Origin of the sequence: Arcanobacterium phocae (assembly GCF_900105865.1) — a bacterium.
GTDB lineage: Bacteria > Actinomycetota > Actinomycetes > Actinomycetales > Actinomycetaceae > Arcanobacterium > Arcanobacterium phocae.
Genome location: NZ_LT629804.1, coordinates 256,261 through 272,815, shown reverse-complemented (window position 1 = coordinate 272,815; position 16,555 = coordinate 256,261). Strand labels below are relative to the sequence as shown.

The window sequence follows — 16,555 nt, the reverse complement described above, 5'->3', positions numbered from 1 at the left end:
GGCCGCGAACAAAAGTTCGTGGCCACCACTTTGCTATTTAGCTGTTAGTCGTCGAAGCGATCGCTCAGGTAGCTGACAATTCCAGCAGATATTCCACCCACCAGTGCGAGCTGGGAGTGAGCAAGGCGTTTACCTTCAGCACGACGGCGCTCTCCACGCCGGAAGATCGCACGTTCAGTGAGGATCGACATGCCGAGAGAACCGGCAACCAGTGCGCCGCCAATTGCCAGCATATGGGGCTTAACTTGGTGCTGGTCTGAATCTTTCAGATCAACATTTGAATCTTTCAGATCAGCATCTGAAATTATGCTAGTTTTTGCTTTTTCTGATGTTATCTGGAAAGTAGCAGGTATAGCGCAGGACAATGTTTTCACTACGAATCGCATTGGCCGGGAACGAATAAAATCTGGACTTGCATAGTAGATGGTGATGCCAAGGCCAAGAGCGACGGCATCACGCATCGCATGCGGATTACTTGAGCTCATCTTCAGGATCCTGAGGATGTGGTAGTGGAGTTGATTGTGGTGCTGCCGTCTCAGGATGTGATTGCATCGGCATAATCGGCTGTGCTGGTGGTGTTGCAGGTGCCGAAGGCTGAGTATGCGACGTCGTCTGAGTCGGAATTGTTGGCTGCTCGGATGGCATCGGAGTAGGTGATGCTACGTTTGGGTCGTATTGTGGTGTGAAACCGTACTCAGGAAAATCGGTAACCTGCTCGGGTTCTTTCTTGCGGACCAGGAAGAATACGAGTAGTGCAATGGCTGCGATGATCGCAACTCCAATAGCAATCCATGCCCACAGTGGCATAACTGAGGCTGCACCGACTGGTGCGAAAAGGTTGCTGAAGTCAGCGTTACCGGCCTTTTCCCCTTCAACATAGATGCCATTCTTGATAATTGGCTCAAGACTTTCGTAGATTGCCCGGTTCCCATCAATTGTTGCGCCGTCAGCCTTGATGATTTTTCCTGGCATAGCCACAATAATGCGTGCATCAACGATGTCCATTAGCATTTTTGCTTCTGCCGGAATCTCGTCAGAAGTATCTTCGCGCATGTCGATGATATATGTTGAATCAGTTTCGGTGATCTTGTTACCGTCGATAACCGATTCTGGGGTTTCAAAACTGATCCGGCAGCCGAGGCCATCTTTGGACGGCACTTCGGCCACATCCAGATGTTCTATAGCTTCATCTAGCGCACCGGCGGGGAGCTGTGCGACTTCTGGGCTTTTGCGTGCTTCGGCAATGACTTGATTAGCGAAATCGTCGCATGAAGAAATGTTTTCTTGGCCAAGAAGGCCGTATTGATCATGGAATTCCATTGCAATGGTGGCTGTTCCGTCTTCATGGATCCCAGCGCCGGCGTCCACATGGCAGGCGCCTAAGGTCAGGGCAAGTACAGCTATGGTTGCGTATGTTGCTATCTTCCGTGGCAGTCTCATATCGGCCTTTCGAATTTGATATACGTATTGTCAAAAAGTCTACTATAGTTACCGGCTTAAAATTATGACCCCAGAGGTTATATAGCCGTGGAGACCATCCGCTAGGGTCATAATTTAGTGGGACGAATAGTTATCGCAGTTGCGGTTCGTCGTCGTGATTACCAGCTTGCATTTCAGGTTCAGATAATGCTTCTGCGTTAATGTCGTCAACGGTTGGCTGGGCTAAGTCCGCCGGCTGAGTCGGTTCAGCTGGTGTGGCGGAAGTAGGCATCATCGGCGCGTCTGGATTATGGTACGGAGCCGGTGTTAGCTCAGTAGTTGGCTTCTTACGGATAAGCAGGAAGACCAACGCGCCAATAACGACGACGATGCCAACTCCAGCAACGATCCAGATCCATAGTGGAGTTCCAGAATTTTGCCCAATCTTTGCATCGTCTAGTGAACCAGTGCCTTCTTTATGGCCCTCAACAGTAATGCCCTTAACGATTGTGCTCAATGACTTATATGTTGCCACGTTGCCGTTAATTTCGGCCCCTTCAGCTTTAATGATATCGCCGGGCATCGCAATGGTTAAGGTGAAAGTCCCCATGCTTTCAAGCATGCTTAGTTGAGCTGGAGGTACCTGCTGACTGGTATCTTCGGTGGAAAAGATAAATGTGTCATCGGTTTCCTTGAGGTTTTTGCCGTCGATAGCACTCTTCTCTGATTCGGCAGTGAAGCGGCAACCGAGATGGCCATCGGCGCTTATATCCTTCACCTTGACTTCGCCAGATCCACCTGGAACTTGGCTCTTGATCGCGGTTAGAAGGTCATCGCAACTATCTCCAGCACCCAGAGCGGCGAGTTTTCCGTCGTCGTCGTGTAATTCAACAACTGAGTTGACGTTTCCATCGGGATGAATGCCGACGCCGAGGTCAACATGGCATGCACTGAGCGATATGGTAGCTGTCGTAGCAAGTGCAAAAAGAGCTAACTTCTTTAGCGGATATGAGGTCATAGGAATTCCTTTTCAACGTTTTATAAGTGATTCTAGGGAACAACGGCGTTCACGGCTAGTGTGATAACAAAATATCGGAAGCAAAGAGGTGACCTAAGTGCGTCGATACATTGTTAACCGGCGATAGTGCGTTGTGTCACTCATCGTCTCTCAGCGAACATGAGTAGGTTTGCCTAACATTTAGGAAATTGCGATATAGCAGTCTTTTAAAGAGAATGATCTGGATATTTGTGAATGCTCGGGTCCGATAGTCCCAGTAAAAACGTCGCTATCCCGGTAGCATAGTTATTGGCATAAAAACCATTCGTCGTCGCCAACTCTAGGAGGAAAAAGGATGACTGACATGTACACTATTGAGGCTGTTCGCGAAGGAGCACCATCGGTTGCCCCGGCCGATTTGGTCGAGTGGGTTACCAAGGTAGCTAACCTGACCGAGCCAAAGAACATTGAGTGGGTTGATGGATCTCAGGAAGAATGGGATCGCCTCACTTCGATGATGGTTGAATCAGGAATGTTCACCCGTTTGAACCCAGAGAAGCGTCCGAACTCCTTCCTCGCTCGTTCGCTTCCATCGGACGTGGCTCGTGTTGAGTCCCGTACCTTCATCTGCTCCGAGAAGGAAGAAGATGCAGGTCCAACCAACCATTGGGCAGATCCAAAGGAAATGAAGGAAACCCTCATTGGTGAGAAGGGTGTTTTCCGCGGTGCAATGCACGGTCGTACCATGTACGTCATTCCATTCTCCATGGGTCCATTGGGTGGTCCGATTTCTCAGCTAGGTATCGAGCTTACTGACTCCCCATACGTTGTTGTTAACATGCGTATCATGACCCGCATGGGCATCAAGGCTCTTGAGCTTATCGCTGAAGGTAAGCAGTGGGTCCCAGCAGTTCACTCTGTTGGTGCACCTTTGGAAGAGGGTCAGGAAGATACCACGTGGCCATGCAACGATGAGAAGTACATTACCCACTTCCCGGAGTCCAACGAAATCTGGTCCTTCGGTTCTGGTTACGGCGGTAACGCACTTCTTGGTAAGAAGTGTTTCGCTCTTCGTATTGCTTCGACCATGGCTCGTCGCGATACCTGGATGGCTGAGCACATGCTCATCCTTCGCCTCACCAACGAAAAGACTGGTCGTCAGTTCCACGTGACAGCTGCATTCCCATCAGCCTGTGGTAAGACCAACCTCGCTATGCTCCAGCCAACCATTGCTGGCTACAAGGTTGAGACCGTCGGTGACGACATCGCATGGATGCGCCCAGGTGAAGATGGCCGCCTACGCGCCATCAACCCAGAGGCTGGCTTCTTCGGTGTTGCCCCAGGTACCTCCTACAAGACCAACCCAATGGCTATGGACACCATGCGTGCAAACACCATCTTCACCAACGTCGCATTGACCGACGACGGCGATGTTTGGTGGGAAGGCATCGATGGCGAGACCCCAGATCACTTGATTGACTGGCACGGCAATGACTGGACCCCAGAGTCCGGCGAGCCAGCAGCTCACCCGAACTCCCGCTTCACCACTCCGGCTTCTCAGTGCCCAATCATTTGCCCTGATTGGGAAGCTCCAGAAGGCGTTGCAGTTGACGCAATCCTCTTCGGTGGCCGTCGTGCAAACAACGTTCCACTCGTTGCTGAGCAGTACACCCCAGCTCACGGTGTCTTCATTGGTGCAAACGTTTCTTCCGAAGTTACCGCTGCAGCTCTTGACGTCAAGGCTGGCGCACTCCGCCACGATCCATTCGCAATGCTCCCATTCTGCGGCTACAACATGGCTGACTACTGGGGTCACTGGCTCGAAATGCAAGAAGAGCTTGGCGAGAAGTTCCCGAAGGTCTACCAGGTCAACTGGTTCCGCAAGGATGCTAACGGCAAGTTCCTCTGGCCAGGATTCGGCGATAACTCTCGCGTTCTTGACTGGATCGTTCGTCGCGTTGCTGGCGAAGTTGAAGCTGTTGAGGGTATGACTGGTCTCTACCCGAAGCGTGAAGACTTCAACCTTGAAGGCTCCGGCGTTTCCGAAGCTGATTGGGAGGCAATGTACACCCTCGATCCAGAAGCTTGGGAAGCTGAAACAGTCGAGACTGAAGAGTACTTCGCTAAGTTCGGTGACAGCGTTCCAGAAGCTCTTATGGACGAGCTCGCAGCTCTCCGTGAGCGCATCGCAGCTGCTAAGAACTGAATCTAGTTAAGCACTAAGCTAAAAAATGTGGCTCGGGTTTTCCCGAGCCACATTTTTGCGTCCACAATATGAAATTGATTCTCCCACCCGTAGAAACTCATGAACGCTAGACGATAAAATATAGAGAGTTCAATCCAACGGAGGAGGAACAATGAAGCCGTTTGCAGGTAGCATGTCGATTCCTGGCTGGTCACGTATTTATGCTGGCAAGGTACATGACATGTATATTCCAGTTGACCAGCAGTGGCATGCTGGTAATGAGACCATGCTTGTTGTTGCTTCTGATCGAATCTCGGTACAAGACCGCGTTGTCCCAACTGTTATTCCGGGGAAAGGTAAACTACTCACTACGCTTGCGATGTGGTGGTTTGAGCGGCTTGACGATATAGTCCACAATCATTTCACGGGAGCACAGGTACCGGCTGAGGTGGCAGGACGAGCCATGATCGTCCGTCGCCTCCGCATGTACCCAGTCGAATGCACGGTTGCTGGATATATGACTGACACTATGCTCGATGAATATCAGAAAACGGGCACAGTCAACGGCATCGAATTGCCGGCAGGTTTACGTGAGGGTGACAGATTACCGTCACCGATTTTCTTGCCGGCGCGCAAGGGTGCCGTCGAAGCTGACGATGTTGACATCACTTTCGATGAGTTCTCCTACATTGTTGGTGCGGATGCGGCACGTTTAATTCGTCGTATATCGTTAGCAATATATGAGCGTGGTCATGAAGTATGTATGGAAACTGGGATCGTTCTGGCGACATGCAAGCTTGAGTTTGGCTCATCTGCTGACGCTGGCGACCATGAAATTATTTTGGCGGACGAAGTTCTCACCCCGGACTCTGCAACTTTGTGGTTAAAAGATGACTATGTTCCAGGGCGGTCGCAAACGGCAATGGGGAAGCAATTTGTGCGCCGGTGGTTGGCTAGTACTGGTTGGGATCGTAATGCCGGAACTCCACCTCCGCCGTTGCCACATCACCTCGTTACTGCAACGCTGGAACGTTATCAAACTGTAGTAAAGATGCTCACTGAGACGAAATAGCGTCTTGCACGTGGCGCATACCACGCACACAGAATGAGACGATTAGTAGAAAGTTGGCGTTCGTCCTTTTCGAAATATGCATCTGCGGTTTACTCTGTGAAGTAAGAAAAATTTGTCAAGGAGAGCGTTATGGATCCATATATCGAAAAGGTTTACGAAGAGTCACTTCGCCGAAACCCTACCCAGCCAGAATTCCAACAAGCGGTACAAGAAGTTATTGAATCGGTTCAGCCGCTACTACTATCACGCAAGGATTACCAAGATGCAGCCATTCTGGCGCGTATTATTGAGCCTGAGCGTCAGATTATGTTTCGGGTGGCATGGGAAGATGACAACAATCAAGTCCGCGTTAATCGTGGCTACCGTATCCAATTCAACTCCACGCTTGGTCCCTACAAAGGTGGATTGCGGTTCCATAAATCAGTCACGCTGTCTGTGGTGAAATTCCTCGGATTTGAGCAGATTTTTAAGAATGCGTTGACGGGGCAGGGTATCGGCGGCGGCAAGGGCGGGTCTGATTTTGATCCGCATGGTAAGTCAGATAACGAAGTTATGCGTTTCTGCCAAGCATTTATGACGGAGCTTTCACGGCATATTGGAGCAGATATTGACGTTCCCGCGGGTGATATCGGTGTTGGAGCGCGCGAAATTGGCTACCTGTTTGGGCAGTACAAGCGGTTATCGAACCGCAATGAGGCCGGTGTGCTTACCGGTAAGGGCCTAAACTGGGGCGGTTCCCTAGCTCGTACTGAGGCTACCGGCTATGGTCTTGTGACGTTCGCACAAGCAATGCTTGGGGAACGTGGCGAAGATATGGAAGGTAGCAAGGTTATTATTTCCGGTTCGGGAAACGTGGCCACGTATGCGATCGAAAAAGCTCAGATGCTCGGTGCTAAGCCGATTTCAATTTCGGATTCTTCCGGTGCCGTGTATGATCCAGATGGGATCGACGTCGAGCTTCTCAAGCGAGTAAAGCAAGTGGAGCGTGGCAGAGTATCGGATTATGCTGAACGTCGTCCTAATGCGCAATTCCTGGCCGGAGAACGGGTCTGGGGAATCGCTGGTGACATCGCCCTCCCATGTGCGACCCAAAACGAGATGGATGAGGCTGACGTGGCGACTTTGGCTAAGAACGGAGTTAAGCTCATTGCCGAGGGAGCGAATATGCCATTGACGCCAAAGGCTATTGAGGCGGCTCAATCCTCGCATATTCTCTATGCTCCGGGTAAGGCATCTAACGCTGGTGGTGTCGCTACGTCAGCATTGGAAATGCAGCAGAATGCTGGCTTGACACAATGGCCGTTCGTGAAGGTCGAGAACCGGTTAGACAAAATCATGCTAGATATTCATCGTGAGTGCTTGGAAACTGCGCATGAGTTCGGCAAGCCGGGTGACTACCTGGTCGGTGCAAATATTGCAGGTTTCCGCAAGGTCGCAGATGCCATGTTGGATCAGGGAATTATCTGATTTATTCTGGACCAGAGTGGGGACGTGCAAGGGTGCGTCCCCACTTTTGGTTAGCGACGATGGCGCAAGCTTCTACTCTGCTGAGTCGGCTACAATGCTGAAGTATGAAAAGAAAAGTTGATCCGGCGGCAGGAATGTCACTTGTGCGATCATTTGCTCGTGGTGATGAGTTGACGGTGTCGCAACAACGGATGGCGGTACGGTTTGCGTTAGAAGAATTTGCGAGTCGTCATCCTGGACGATCGGTAGAAATTCGAGTGCCATGGGCCGGGGCAGTGCAGGCTATCGATGGCCCAGTGCATACCCGTGGTACACCCCCTAATGTGGTGGAGATGGATGCGCAAACATGGCTGGAGTTAGTTATCGGGAAACCGGCTTCAGGAAGCATTAAAGCGAGCGGTTCACGTTCAAATTTAGAAGACTTTTTGCCGTTATTTGGCCCGGGGCAACTTGGTGAATAATGGGCAATGACAGGATGAAAAGGGCGCAGAAATGTTCCAGCCAGGCCCATCTGGCCCGGCTGGATAACAAATCTGCCTGCTCGTCACTTATGTGGCGGCATCCAATCGTCCTCATCCCAGTCTATCGCTGGGGGTACATCATACGAATCGTAATCTGACCAATCGCTATCCGATTCATCGGAAGCATCATCAGCAGACGAAGCGCTGGATTTCGCAACCAGCTCTCTTTCAAGGGCTGCGTAATCCGTTTCAGGACTGAAATACTTTAGATCACGTGCGACTTTTCGCTGTTTGGCTCTTTGACGGCCGCGTCCCATCGGGATCCGACCCCCCTCAACTCGTTTTGGGGCGACGCGAGGTGGCCCCTTCATGTACTTAATTGTTCTCGTTGAACTACTTTACAACGAATCGGTCCCTAATCTCCACGTGGAGATGAAGGAATTAGAATTTTCCCACTATTCGCCACGATTTTTTCCAGTAATGCATTGGGTAATGTGACTTTGGGTTAATGTCTTATACATCTGTAGTTGGGGTAGATTTGTAGGAAATCATCTCTAGGTCGTACAATCCCTATTTAAGGTTTGTTTTATAATTGAAGTGGACAATCTGTAATCATATATTTTATAGAGACATATCGTCATACATGACAGCTCTATAATGTGGAAGGAAAGATATAATGACCGAGTTTGATACTGAGCTTATGACCCCCGCTGAAGTAGCAGCACTTTTCAGGGTAGATCCAAAGACCGTTGCTCGCTGGTCTGATTCCGGAAAGATCCCATCGATCCGGACTCTCGGCGGTCACCGTCGATTCCGTCGTTCGGATATCATTGCGATTTTGGAAAACAACACAACTGAAATTGACTGACTTTTTCGTGTGTCAACAATAAGTGGGGCGTCAGGCCAAAAGCCTGACGCCCCACTTATGTCTTTAGACTACTTCAATGCTTTGCGGATAATGAGAGCAGCAACGCCGAATGCTACGCCAGCAATGATGCCGATGGCTTTCTTATCGCCAGCAGCAGCATCATGAGCCAAGGCTTGCGCCTTTGCTTTAACTGCTTCTACTTTTTCCTTCATAGCTGAAGCCAGGTCTTCTTTGAGTACCTGTGGGTCAAGTTTCGCGGCAAGCTCGTTGACGGTTGCCGTCATTTCTTCCCGAACGCGCTCGATATCACGTTGTATCTCAGCCGCGCTACGGGTATCTTCGATTCCAGCTGGGGCCTCATAATCAGCGGCTGACTTTGAATGCGCCGCTAAGCGGGCCGCCTCATTGATGTTGCTCACTTTTCAAATCCCTTCTTGATGGCCTCAACGTTTTTCACAAGTCCAGCCTTCGGATTGACCGTGGCTTGGGATGCTTTGGCAATTGATTTCTTACCAACAAGAGCCAAGATAAGAATGATGACAAGCAAGATACCGGCTGTGATAAGATGTCCAGCCCAGATCGGCAAGATTGTAGCGAATGCCCATGCGATGCCGGCAAACAGGAAACCGATCATATAAAGTGCAAGGATTCCAGCCACTGCCAAAAGCACTCCACCGATACCTAAGCGGGTTACCTTAGTTTTGGCCTGCAACCCGGTGTATTTGATTTCATCGCGAACCAACGCTGAAAATTGGCTTGTAATTTTGGCGACAAGCTCACCGATCGAACCGCCAGAAGACGGCGTTGATGATTCCACCATTGTGGTCTGGTTGGTGTGTTCAGTAGCCACGAACTACTCCTTAGTGGGTTTCTCTAGCCCTTGGGTAGATTTAATTTATGATCCCATTCTTTCATGAATACAGTTAAAAGGTCGACTTTCTATTTAATAACTATGAAAGTCGAGCAGATATTTTAGTCATGATTGAGTGAATTGGGCGAAGAAGAATATTTCCTTCTGGTAAGTTGAACAACTTCAGTAGCCCAACATAAACGATCCCCATGGTACACGTGACAATAATGATTGAGATAACCGCCAGTGAAAACGAACTTGCAACGTTACGGTAGCCGAAGCCGAGCATGATAATAAATCCAAGAGCTCCGGAAATAGCGCCTAGTAGTGTGAGCTTGAGATGTGTCCGGATTATTCTGCGCCCGTCAATGCCGCCGAGGCGTCGTCGTAAAACAACTGCGTGGACGATCATAATGACGGTGTTTTCCAGTGAGAAAATAATGCACAGCCCGACTACTGTCCACTGTGGTGGAATAAGCGACATCTGTAAATAAAGCAGAGGTGTGATGATCTGGAAAGGCAGTGCGAGCCAAAAAGCGGTCTTGGTTTCTTCAAAAGCATAGAACACTTTCATTAGAACCATGTCTGCGGCTGCGAACACCAGACCAAGCGTCATCGCGCCCAGCACCCAAGCTAGAGCCCAAGCCTCTTGTGGGGTCGACGTCGGCGTGACCACTTTCGCTACTGGCACTGCTAAGACGAAAATAAGCGCAGTTGCCAAAATGTTGAATACGCCGATGGTACGGATCGATACTGAGACGTCGCCACGAACCGCCGCAAAGTCTGACCGGGCGGCAGCTCGAGACATGCGCGGGAATACAGCCGTGATGATCGATATGGTGACCAACGATGATGGCAGCGAATAGATAGCGTAGGCGATTGTGTACATGAAGTTGCCAGCAACTAGCGTCGTATCTAGGCCAGCGTCTAAAGCACGTTGCGTAGCTCCGGCAGCAATATTAACCAGAATCATGAATGGAACTAGACCCGTAATCATCAGGGCCAAAACCCAGCTGCCAGCCCGCCCGACGTCGCCCAAACCTGAATTGCGCCACTGGAAATCAGGGCGATAACGAATTCCCAAACGGTGAAGCGGCCAAAACAAGATCACTGCTTGGGAAGCAATTCCGAGGGTGGAAACTCCCGCGAGGATAATCGTTGGAGTACCTGCCCAGTCCGTTGCTGACGACGGCGCAGTTGAGTCTTCTGGACCGAACAAGACGAGCATGAGAATCAGACCGGCAATAGCAACGATATTGTTCAGGGCAGGGGACCACATGTACGGCCCGAATTTTTCATAAGCGTTGAGAATCTGACCAAGGACGGCGTAGAGGCCGTAGAAGAAAATTTGTGGCAGACACCAGAACGAGAAAATGACGGTGAGCCGGTACCACTCGGTTGACATGGTTGCGGCGTAGAAATTAACGATTAATGGTGCCGCTAAGGTAATGGCGAGTGTTATCGCGCCAAGGGTGACGAATGAGAAAGTTAGGAGCTTGTTGATAAAGGCGACGCCGTCGGTGCGGGATTTCTCGGTGGCGCGCACGATCGCCGGTACAAGGACCGCATTCACTAGACCGCCCGCGATGATTCCGTATAACAGGTTTGGAACATTGTTAGCGACGTCGAAAGAATTTGCTACCGGAGTGGAAACACCAACGACTGCGCCAAGCAGAATTGGCGAACGCACCATGCCTAGGGCTCGGGAAACAAGGGTCCCGAGGAACATAATGAGCGACGAACGCGCGGCTGACGTTTGATTGTTTTGGGGGACGACGACGGCGGGCTGCCTGTTGCGTACCTTCATAGTTGCCGACCAAGGTGTTGAACCTTGGCCGTGTCGAGGCGTGAAGCGATTTCCGGAACGAAAGTGCATGGAACTAGTGTACCGGTCTTTTTGTGAGGGAGCGGAATATGAAAATTTCCCCTTGCGATAGCAAGGGGAAATGGTGGCGACCCTGACGGGACTTGAACCCGCGACCTCCGCCGTGACAGGGCGGCGCGCTAACCAACTGCGCTACAGGGCCAGGATGGCTCAGGTAACTACTGAGACCTAAAATCCCCTGCCGGAGCAGGGGATTTATCTGGTGGCTCCGACCGGCGTCGATCCGGTGACCTTTCGATTTTCAGTCGAACGCTCTACCAACTGAGCTACAGAGCCAAGATAAGAAAACACCCGGTTTCCCGGGATTTCCTTGGCGACCCTGACGGGACTTGAACCCGCGACCTCCGCCGTGACAGGGCGGCGCGCTAACCAACTGCGCTACAGGGCCTTACGGCCGATATCTTTCGATACCTTGCTTCCTTGTGGGAAGTTGTACCCCCAACCGGATTCGAACCGGTGCTACCGCCGTGAAAGGGCGGGGTCCTAGGCCGCTAGACGATGGGGGCGAAACCCGAAGGCTTCTTGTTCCGAACGTTTCCGTTCGAGTGGAACCCCTATAGCTTAGCCAGAAGTGGACCCATAATGCAAAACGAATCCACTGTGTTGCCTGTCACTGTTCGCTAGAAGCCAGTTTTTCGTTGGTATTAAGCGGATATGACCTAGGCTTGGAATATGACTTCTTTGACTTTAGTTCACGACGTGATTGAGAAGATACCGCTATTCCTCCAAACAACAGACGATCCCGCCACCCCAGCTGCGGAAAAAGCTGAAGCTGTTGTGGATGTGACGGTTGACGTGCTGAGTTTTGTTGCGGGCGCTGTAGTAGGCGCCCTTGTTGGACTAGTGACCACAATTGTGGTGATGTCAATTAGTCATCTTTTTGCCGGGCGATACAAGTACTACACCCCAGTTCATACCACGATTCGGAAACCGCTTGGTTTGATGCTGGTTGTCCTTGGGGCTTGGATAGGTTTTGGAATTGTAGCCGAGCAAATCGACGAGTCGCATGTGCCGCATTGGTACGGGTGGCTCAACCATACGTTCCTGATTTTGTTTATTGTGGTGGCTGCCGGCGCAATTGTGTCACTGACGAACGGACTGGTTAAATCCGTCTACTTGCGCATGGAAGTATCGTCTGAAGAACGAGCTAGCCGTATCGAAACTCAAGTCCAGGTGATACATCGGGTCGTTGGGGCAGTTATCTGGGTACTGGCAGTCGGTCTGATTTTGTTGACTTTTCCGGCTGCTCGTACTGCAGGAACCTCGCTACTCGCATCAGCAGGCCTCTTATCGGTTGTTGCTGGTTTAGCGGCCCAATCAGTGCTCGGCAATGTGTTTGCTGGACTTCAGCTTGCCTTCTCGGATTCAATGCGTGTGGGAGACATCGTCTATTTCAATGACCTGATGGCCACGGTTGAGGAAATAACATTGACGTACGTCGTGCTCGCAGTGTGGGATGGTCGGCGCATTATGGTTCCATCAACTCAAATGACGCAGGAACCATTCGAGAATTGGACCCGGCGATCGCCAGAAATGATGGGCATGGTTGAATGGCAAGTCGATTGGGCAGTGCCGGTACAGCAGGCGCGCAAACAGCTCGACCACCTGTTGGCTAATACTGATTTATGGGATGGTCGCACTGGTGTTCTCCAAGTTGCTGAAGCTGTCAACGGTACGATCTTATTGCGTGCCATCGTCTCTGCTCGTAATGCTGGTGCTCTGATCGATTTGCGCCACTATTTACGTGAATCGATGGTTGAGTGGATCCAACAAGAAGCACCGCAAGCTATTCCGCATTATCGTCGCATTGTTGACGATGCTCCAAATTTTACGGAAGCCACCGAAGCAACCGAAGCTCGCGTTGATAAACGTCTCAGCTCACAGCCGCCAGCTTTCACACCAGATTCGCCGACGACGACCACCGCCGCAACCACTGTGATCTCGCGGTCTGAGCTCGAAAAATTTGCGCGCACCCCGCTTGCTGAACGCGTCGGCGATGATAATTTTGAAATGAAACCAGTGACGGACGAGTTCGCCGTCGTCGGAAGCGACGAAGCTCCAGCAGGATACCAGTCAGCAATATTCCACGGATCCGAAGAAGCTGAGAAACGTGCGGAGCAATATGCCGGACCTGGTGAAGAAGCCTATGAAGAACGCAATAGAAAACTTGAACAAACAGCGAATACGAAAAAAGTAGACGCTGACGATCACTCCACCAATCTAACTGATGAGGAAGAATAATATGGCTTACGCAGAACAAACCCCACAGCCCACGGAAAACATTGAATACAAGCTGGATAAGACGCCAGAAGAATGGCGAAACCTCCTCACCGATATGGAGTTTTTTGTGTTGCGTGAGGCTGGCACAGAACGGCCTGGAACCGGCGAGCTCCTGCACGAAAACCGTTCTGGTATTTACCACTGCCGGGCCTGCGATGCGGAATTATTTTCTTCGGAAACGAAGTTCGATTCCCACTGCGGTTGGCCGTCATTCTATGACCCTGATGAAAAAGGGGCAGTCGTTTACATTGAGGATCGAACCTTGGCACCGCGAATCCGAACCGAGGTCCGATGCGCTAACTGTGGTTCGCATCTGGGACACGTTTTTAACGATTCGCCACAAACACCTACCGGTTTGCGTTACTGTATGAACTCAGTGTCGTTGCGATTCGAACCAGATGGTGACGATAACTGATGAGCTTGCGCTGTGTCACGCTAAACCTGGAACATGGGCGCCCCGCGCGTGAGAACCATGAAGGAGCATTCGCGCAAGCGGTGGTACAGCTACAGGACCTCGCGCCAGATCTGATGATGGTCCAAGAAGCTGACGGTCCGTTCCGTGCCCGGTTCACCACCGGTAGCACGGAACGTGGCGGTCAGATACAGATATTAGCGAAACGCCTGAATATGACATACGCTTACGCCCCATCAGCTTTCGGCTACGGAGTCGGAATCCTCAGCAGGCTGCCCATCCGTGCAGCACGGTATTTGCGCCTGCCACCAATCGTGAAACCCATCTACCACAAGCCAGATGAGAGCTGGAAAATACGGTGGCCCGAACCGCGAGTAGCACTCTACGCACAACTGGACGCGGGTACTCAGCCGCTCCTTGTTGGCACCACACATCTAGATATTGACCAGCAAGCAGCGCCATGCCAGCTACAGATCGTCGCCCAAGGATTTGAGCACGTCGCAACCATGTGGGGCATCCCCGGTGGGGCTGCGTCGTCGTCGATATTACTAAGCGGTGATATGAACCTGCGTCCAGACGCAGTAGCGGACGCGCTCGCGAAGATACCGGAAACCACCACGGCCCCGCGAACCGTTCTTGCTACTGAACTGACTTATCCCCACACTGAACCGCGTTGGCAGATCGACCACATGCTCGGGCATCGCATAGTTGCGCAATATTCCCGTTCGTTAAGCACATCAATCTCGGACCATGCGGGCCTTATTATTGAGGCAGATCTCAACTAAAAGTTTTAAAGGCAAGGTTTCATGGGCGAGAACTCAACTGAAACATGGGCGGCCCCGCGTATCCTTAGCAACCGCCCAGGATTGCCGATATTTCGGAAACAGCATATTTTACGGGGTGTCGATTGTTTCTACAAACATCATTTTCTATATGGCGATTGCGTGAATCCTGCTCGGCACGACGGTTGCGTTGGAATTCTTAGGTCCGGTTATTCTGGCAACGCTTTAGGAACCGGATGGCGAGTTTGGGATGGCATTGTGCTCGCGGCAACCGGCGTATTCACTATCTCGTAGATCGGCGTAGACACGAGTGATCCGCAGAGGTGCTACGCGGCTTAATGCTCGCGCTCTGTGCTAGGCGGTCTATATGTATGTGGGCCGTAAAATCGCGGTTATTGGGAACGGGCTCGATTCCCTGGCTATCGGCATGTTTGCTGGTTCGCTCGTCTGGCTTCCGGTGGCGTTGCCACATGTGGGGCCGATTTTTACTGATGGGTGCGTGTTAGGACTGATCGTGGTTGTGGCGTTGTCCTCGGTGACACCGTATGTGATGGATGCGGTGATCATGCGTCGGATAAGTGCACCCACGTTTGCATTGCTCAATTCGCTACTGCCGGCTACTTCGTTGCTTGTGGGGTTGATTATTTTACGGCAGGTGCGGGCCGTTGGTGAATTATCAGGTCTTGTGCTTATTACGACGGCGGTGGCGCTGGTTAATTTTCAGCCGTTTGGGCGCCGTAAAGCGCGCTCCTTGGTACAAACTGCGACCGAGTAATCTACGCGTCGGCTGAATAGTGAGAGCCGGACGAACAGCTGGTATCTAACAGACAATAAGTAGATATAAATATCGCCGGCACATCATGTACCGGCGATATTTCGTAGGCCCCGTGGGACTCGAACCCACAACCTACGGATTAAAAGTCCGCAGCTCTAACCAGTTGAGCTAGAGGCCCACGCTTGAAACCAAGCGTTATTTCGGCACATTTCGCGTCGAAACTTTTATTAGTATAGCGCTTAATTGGCTCAGAGTAAAAATCAGAATATGTGACGAAAATCAGTGTGCTGGGGGCTCGCCAAATTTCCTGTTTACTGGTTTTGTCTCCTGGATTTCGCCATCAGTATCTTTTTGTGATGCCGCGAGCAGTGTTTTGGTTATGATGGTCAGTAAACTATGGCTTGAGAAATCCTGATTGTAGCTATAGTGCTTTGAAGGAGGCCTATCCCATGAATACATCGTTTCGCCGTCCAGCTCAGTTACGTCCAGAGCAGCTAGAGGTTATTGATGGTGACGTCAATATTGAAGCAAAGCTGGAATTAGCTTATGCGACTGCACATGCACTTATCCCGTTTGATGCGGATATCGATGATGCGGTTGCAGCAAGGCTCCACCAAGTAATTGCTAATGAAGGTATAGATGTAGTAGCAGAGTCATGGGTGGATACACCGGAAACATCGCTGCCTGGTATTTTGTGGCGTGGTTACCTGCTTCGGGAGTGGATTCGCCGGTTCTCTGACGACGTTCGGCAACGATTTAGCGCAGCACAAAAGGCCGGCGTTGAACATGCTGGTGTTTTAGATCCTAGCGGTGTGAAAAAACTATGGGATCGAGTCTTTTCAGGCTCGTTTGATGGGGATTTTTTAGATGTTGTCCGGCAGTCTGCACGGTTTACTGACTTTATTGCTAGCGTTGAGCCTCTGTGGATTGCGGACGATGATCATCCGCTTGCTACCGAGGTGACTAGGCGACATACTGCTATGGCTCGGACTGCTCAAGAGTTCTATTTGGCGGGGGAGAAAACATTCCGTCATGGGCAAGTGTAACTAGCAGGGGGCCGGCGAAGAATCATTCTTCGCCGGCCCGCTGGTTCTCTATCACA

Annotated in this window: 18 protein-coding genes and 5 tRNA genes; 11 read left to right on the top strand and 12 right to left on the bottom strand. The window is 51.1% G+C overall.

Annotation, left to right across the window (positions count from 1 at the left end):
• Positions 1-44: 44 nt before the first annotated feature.
• The 3 genes from BLT51_RS01195 to BLT51_RS01185 all read right to left on the bottom strand — a co-directional run bounded on the left by BLT51_RS01195 (position 45) and on the right by BLT51_RS01185 (position 2,437).
• Complete coding sequence (locus BLT51_RS01195; RefSeq protein ID WP_091278901.1) at positions 45-485, bottom strand: hypothetical protein; 441 nt, start codon at positions 483-485, stop codon at positions 45-47.
• Complete coding sequence (locus BLT51_RS01190; RefSeq protein WP_157672845.1) at positions 472-1,440, bottom strand: hypothetical protein; 969 nt, start codon at positions 1,438-1,440, stop codon at positions 472-474. Before BLT51_RS01190 ends, BLT51_RS01195 begins: the two co-directional genes overlap by 14 nt.
• A 130-nt stretch (positions 1,441-1,570) precedes the next feature.
• Positions 1,571-2,437, bottom strand: a complete 867-nt coding sequence (locus BLT51_RS01185) for a hypothetical protein (protein WP_091278895.1) — start codon at positions 2,435-2,437, stop codon at positions 1,571-1,573.
• Between the two features lie 334 nt (positions 2,438-2,771).
• Here BLT51_RS01185 and BLT51_RS01180 point away from each other — a divergent pair, with 334 nt between their 5' ends.
• From BLT51_RS01180 to BLT51_RS01165, 4 genes are all read left to right on the top strand, one after another.
• On the top strand, positions 2,772-4,622 hold the full coding sequence (locus tag BLT51_RS01180; RefSeq protein ID WP_172801288.1) for a phosphoenolpyruvate carboxykinase (GTP): 1,851 nt from the start codon (positions 2,772-2,774) through the stop codon (positions 4,620-4,622).
• Between the two features lie 151 nt (positions 4,623-4,773).
• Complete coding sequence (locus tag BLT51_RS01175; protein WP_091278894.1) at positions 4,774-5,673, top strand: phosphoribosylaminoimidazolesuccinocarboxamide synthase; 900 nt, start codon at positions 4,774-4,776, stop codon at positions 5,671-5,673.
• Between the two features lie 129 nt (positions 5,674-5,802).
• A complete protein-coding gene (gdhA, locus tag BLT51_RS01170; protein WP_091278891.1) occupies positions 5,803-7,140 on the top strand; it encodes an NADP-specific glutamate dehydrogenase in 1,338 nt (445 codons plus the stop codon).
• A gap of 104 nt (positions 7,141-7,244) precedes the next feature.
• Positions 7,245-7,601, top strand: a complete 357-nt coding sequence (locus tag BLT51_RS01165) for a sterol carrier family protein (protein WP_231943958.1) — start codon at positions 7,245-7,247, stop codon at positions 7,599-7,601.
• An 83-nt stretch (positions 7,602-7,684) separates the two neighbouring features.
• Here BLT51_RS01165 and BLT51_RS01160 read toward each other — a convergent pair whose 3' ends face one another.
• Entirely contained in the window at positions 7,685-7,918 is a 234-nt protein-coding gene (locus BLT51_RS01160; RefSeq protein ID WP_091278884.1) for a DUF3073 domain-containing protein, read from the bottom strand.
• A gap of 359 nt (positions 7,919-8,277) precedes the next feature.
• Here BLT51_RS01160 and BLT51_RS01155 point away from each other — a divergent pair, with 359 nt between their 5' ends.
• Positions 8,278-8,469, top strand: a complete 192-nt coding sequence (locus BLT51_RS01155; RefSeq protein WP_091278882.1) for a BldC family transcriptional regulator — start codon at positions 8,278-8,280, stop codon at positions 8,467-8,469.
• Between the two features lie 68 nt (positions 8,470-8,537).
• Here the strand turns inward: BLT51_RS01155 and BLT51_RS01150 are convergent, their stop codons facing one another.
• From BLT51_RS01150 to BLT51_RS01120, 7 genes are all read right to left on the bottom strand, one after another.
• Complete coding sequence (locus BLT51_RS01150; RefSeq protein ID WP_091278879.1) at positions 8,538-8,888, bottom strand: DUF3618 domain-containing protein; 351 nt, start codon at positions 8,886-8,888, stop codon at positions 8,538-8,540.
• Complete coding sequence (locus BLT51_RS01145) at positions 8,885-9,319, bottom strand: phage holin family protein (RefSeq protein WP_091278875.1); 435 nt, start codon at positions 9,317-9,319, stop codon at positions 8,885-8,887. Before BLT51_RS01145 ends, BLT51_RS01150 begins: the two co-directional genes overlap by 4 nt.
• Before the next feature lie 100 nt (positions 9,320-9,419).
• A complete protein-coding gene (gene murJ, locus BLT51_RS01140; protein WP_091278872.1) occupies positions 9,420-11,195 on the bottom strand; it encodes a murein biosynthesis integral membrane protein MurJ in 1,776 nt (591 codons plus the stop codon).
• A gap of 74 nt (positions 11,196-11,269) precedes the next feature.
• Positions 11,270-11,346, bottom strand: a tRNA-Asp gene (locus tag BLT51_RS01135).
• Between the two features lie 58 nt (positions 11,347-11,404).
• Positions 11,405-11,480 (bottom strand) — tRNA-Phe (locus BLT51_RS01130).
• 35 nt (positions 11,481-11,515) lie between these two features.
• A tRNA-Asp gene (locus BLT51_RS01125) sits at positions 11,516-11,592 on the bottom strand.
• 45 nt (positions 11,593-11,637) lie between these two features.
• Positions 11,638-11,710 (bottom strand) — tRNA-Glu (locus tag BLT51_RS01120).
• 166 nt (positions 11,711-11,876) lie between these two features.
• On the opposite strand from BLT51_RS01120, the gene BLT51_RS01115 reads away from it, so the two are divergent.
• From BLT51_RS01115 to BLT51_RS01095, 5 genes are all read left to right on the top strand, one after another.
• Positions 11,877-13,445 carry a mechanosensitive ion channel family protein gene (locus tag BLT51_RS01115; RefSeq protein WP_091278870.1) on the top strand — a complete coding sequence of 523 codons (1,569 nt, stop codon included), beginning with the start codon at positions 11,877-11,879 and terminating at the stop codon, positions 13,443-13,445.
• A 1-nt stretch (position 13,446) separates the two neighbouring features.
• Entirely contained in the window at positions 13,447-13,899 is a 453-nt protein-coding gene (gene msrB / locus BLT51_RS01110) for a peptide-methionine (R)-S-oxide reductase MsrB (RefSeq protein WP_091278867.1), read from the top strand.
• Positions 13,899-14,681: an endonuclease/exonuclease/phosphatase family protein gene (locus BLT51_RS01105; RefSeq protein ID WP_091278865.1), complete on the top strand. Its 783-nt coding sequence runs from the start codon at positions 13,899-13,901 to the stop codon at positions 14,679-14,681. The genes msrB and BLT51_RS01105 overlap by 1 nt, the downstream gene beginning before the upstream one ends.
• 21 nt (positions 14,682-14,702) lie before the next feature.
• Positions 14,703-14,972, top strand: a complete 270-nt coding sequence (locus BLT51_RS09180) for a hypothetical protein (protein ID WP_091278863.1) — start codon at positions 14,703-14,705, stop codon at positions 14,970-14,972.
• Between the two features lie 79 nt (positions 14,973-15,051).
• Complete coding sequence (locus BLT51_RS01095; RefSeq protein ID WP_157672844.1) at positions 15,052-15,453, top strand: DMT family transporter; 402 nt, start codon at positions 15,052-15,054, stop codon at positions 15,451-15,453.
• A gap of 104 nt (positions 15,454-15,557) precedes the next feature.
• On the opposite strand, the gene BLT51_RS01090 is transcribed toward BLT51_RS01095, so the two are convergent.
• A tRNA-Lys gene (locus tag BLT51_RS01090) sits at positions 15,558-15,631 on the bottom strand.
• 271 nt (positions 15,632-15,902) lie between these two features.
• Between BLT51_RS01090 and BLT51_RS01085 the strand changes: the two genes are divergently transcribed.
• Positions 15,903-16,499, top strand: coding sequence for a hypothetical protein (locus BLT51_RS01085; protein ID WP_091278859.1), 597 nt, complete (start codon positions 15,903-15,905; stop codon positions 16,497-16,499).
• The last annotated feature ends 56 nt before the right edge of the window (positions 16,500-16,555 follow it).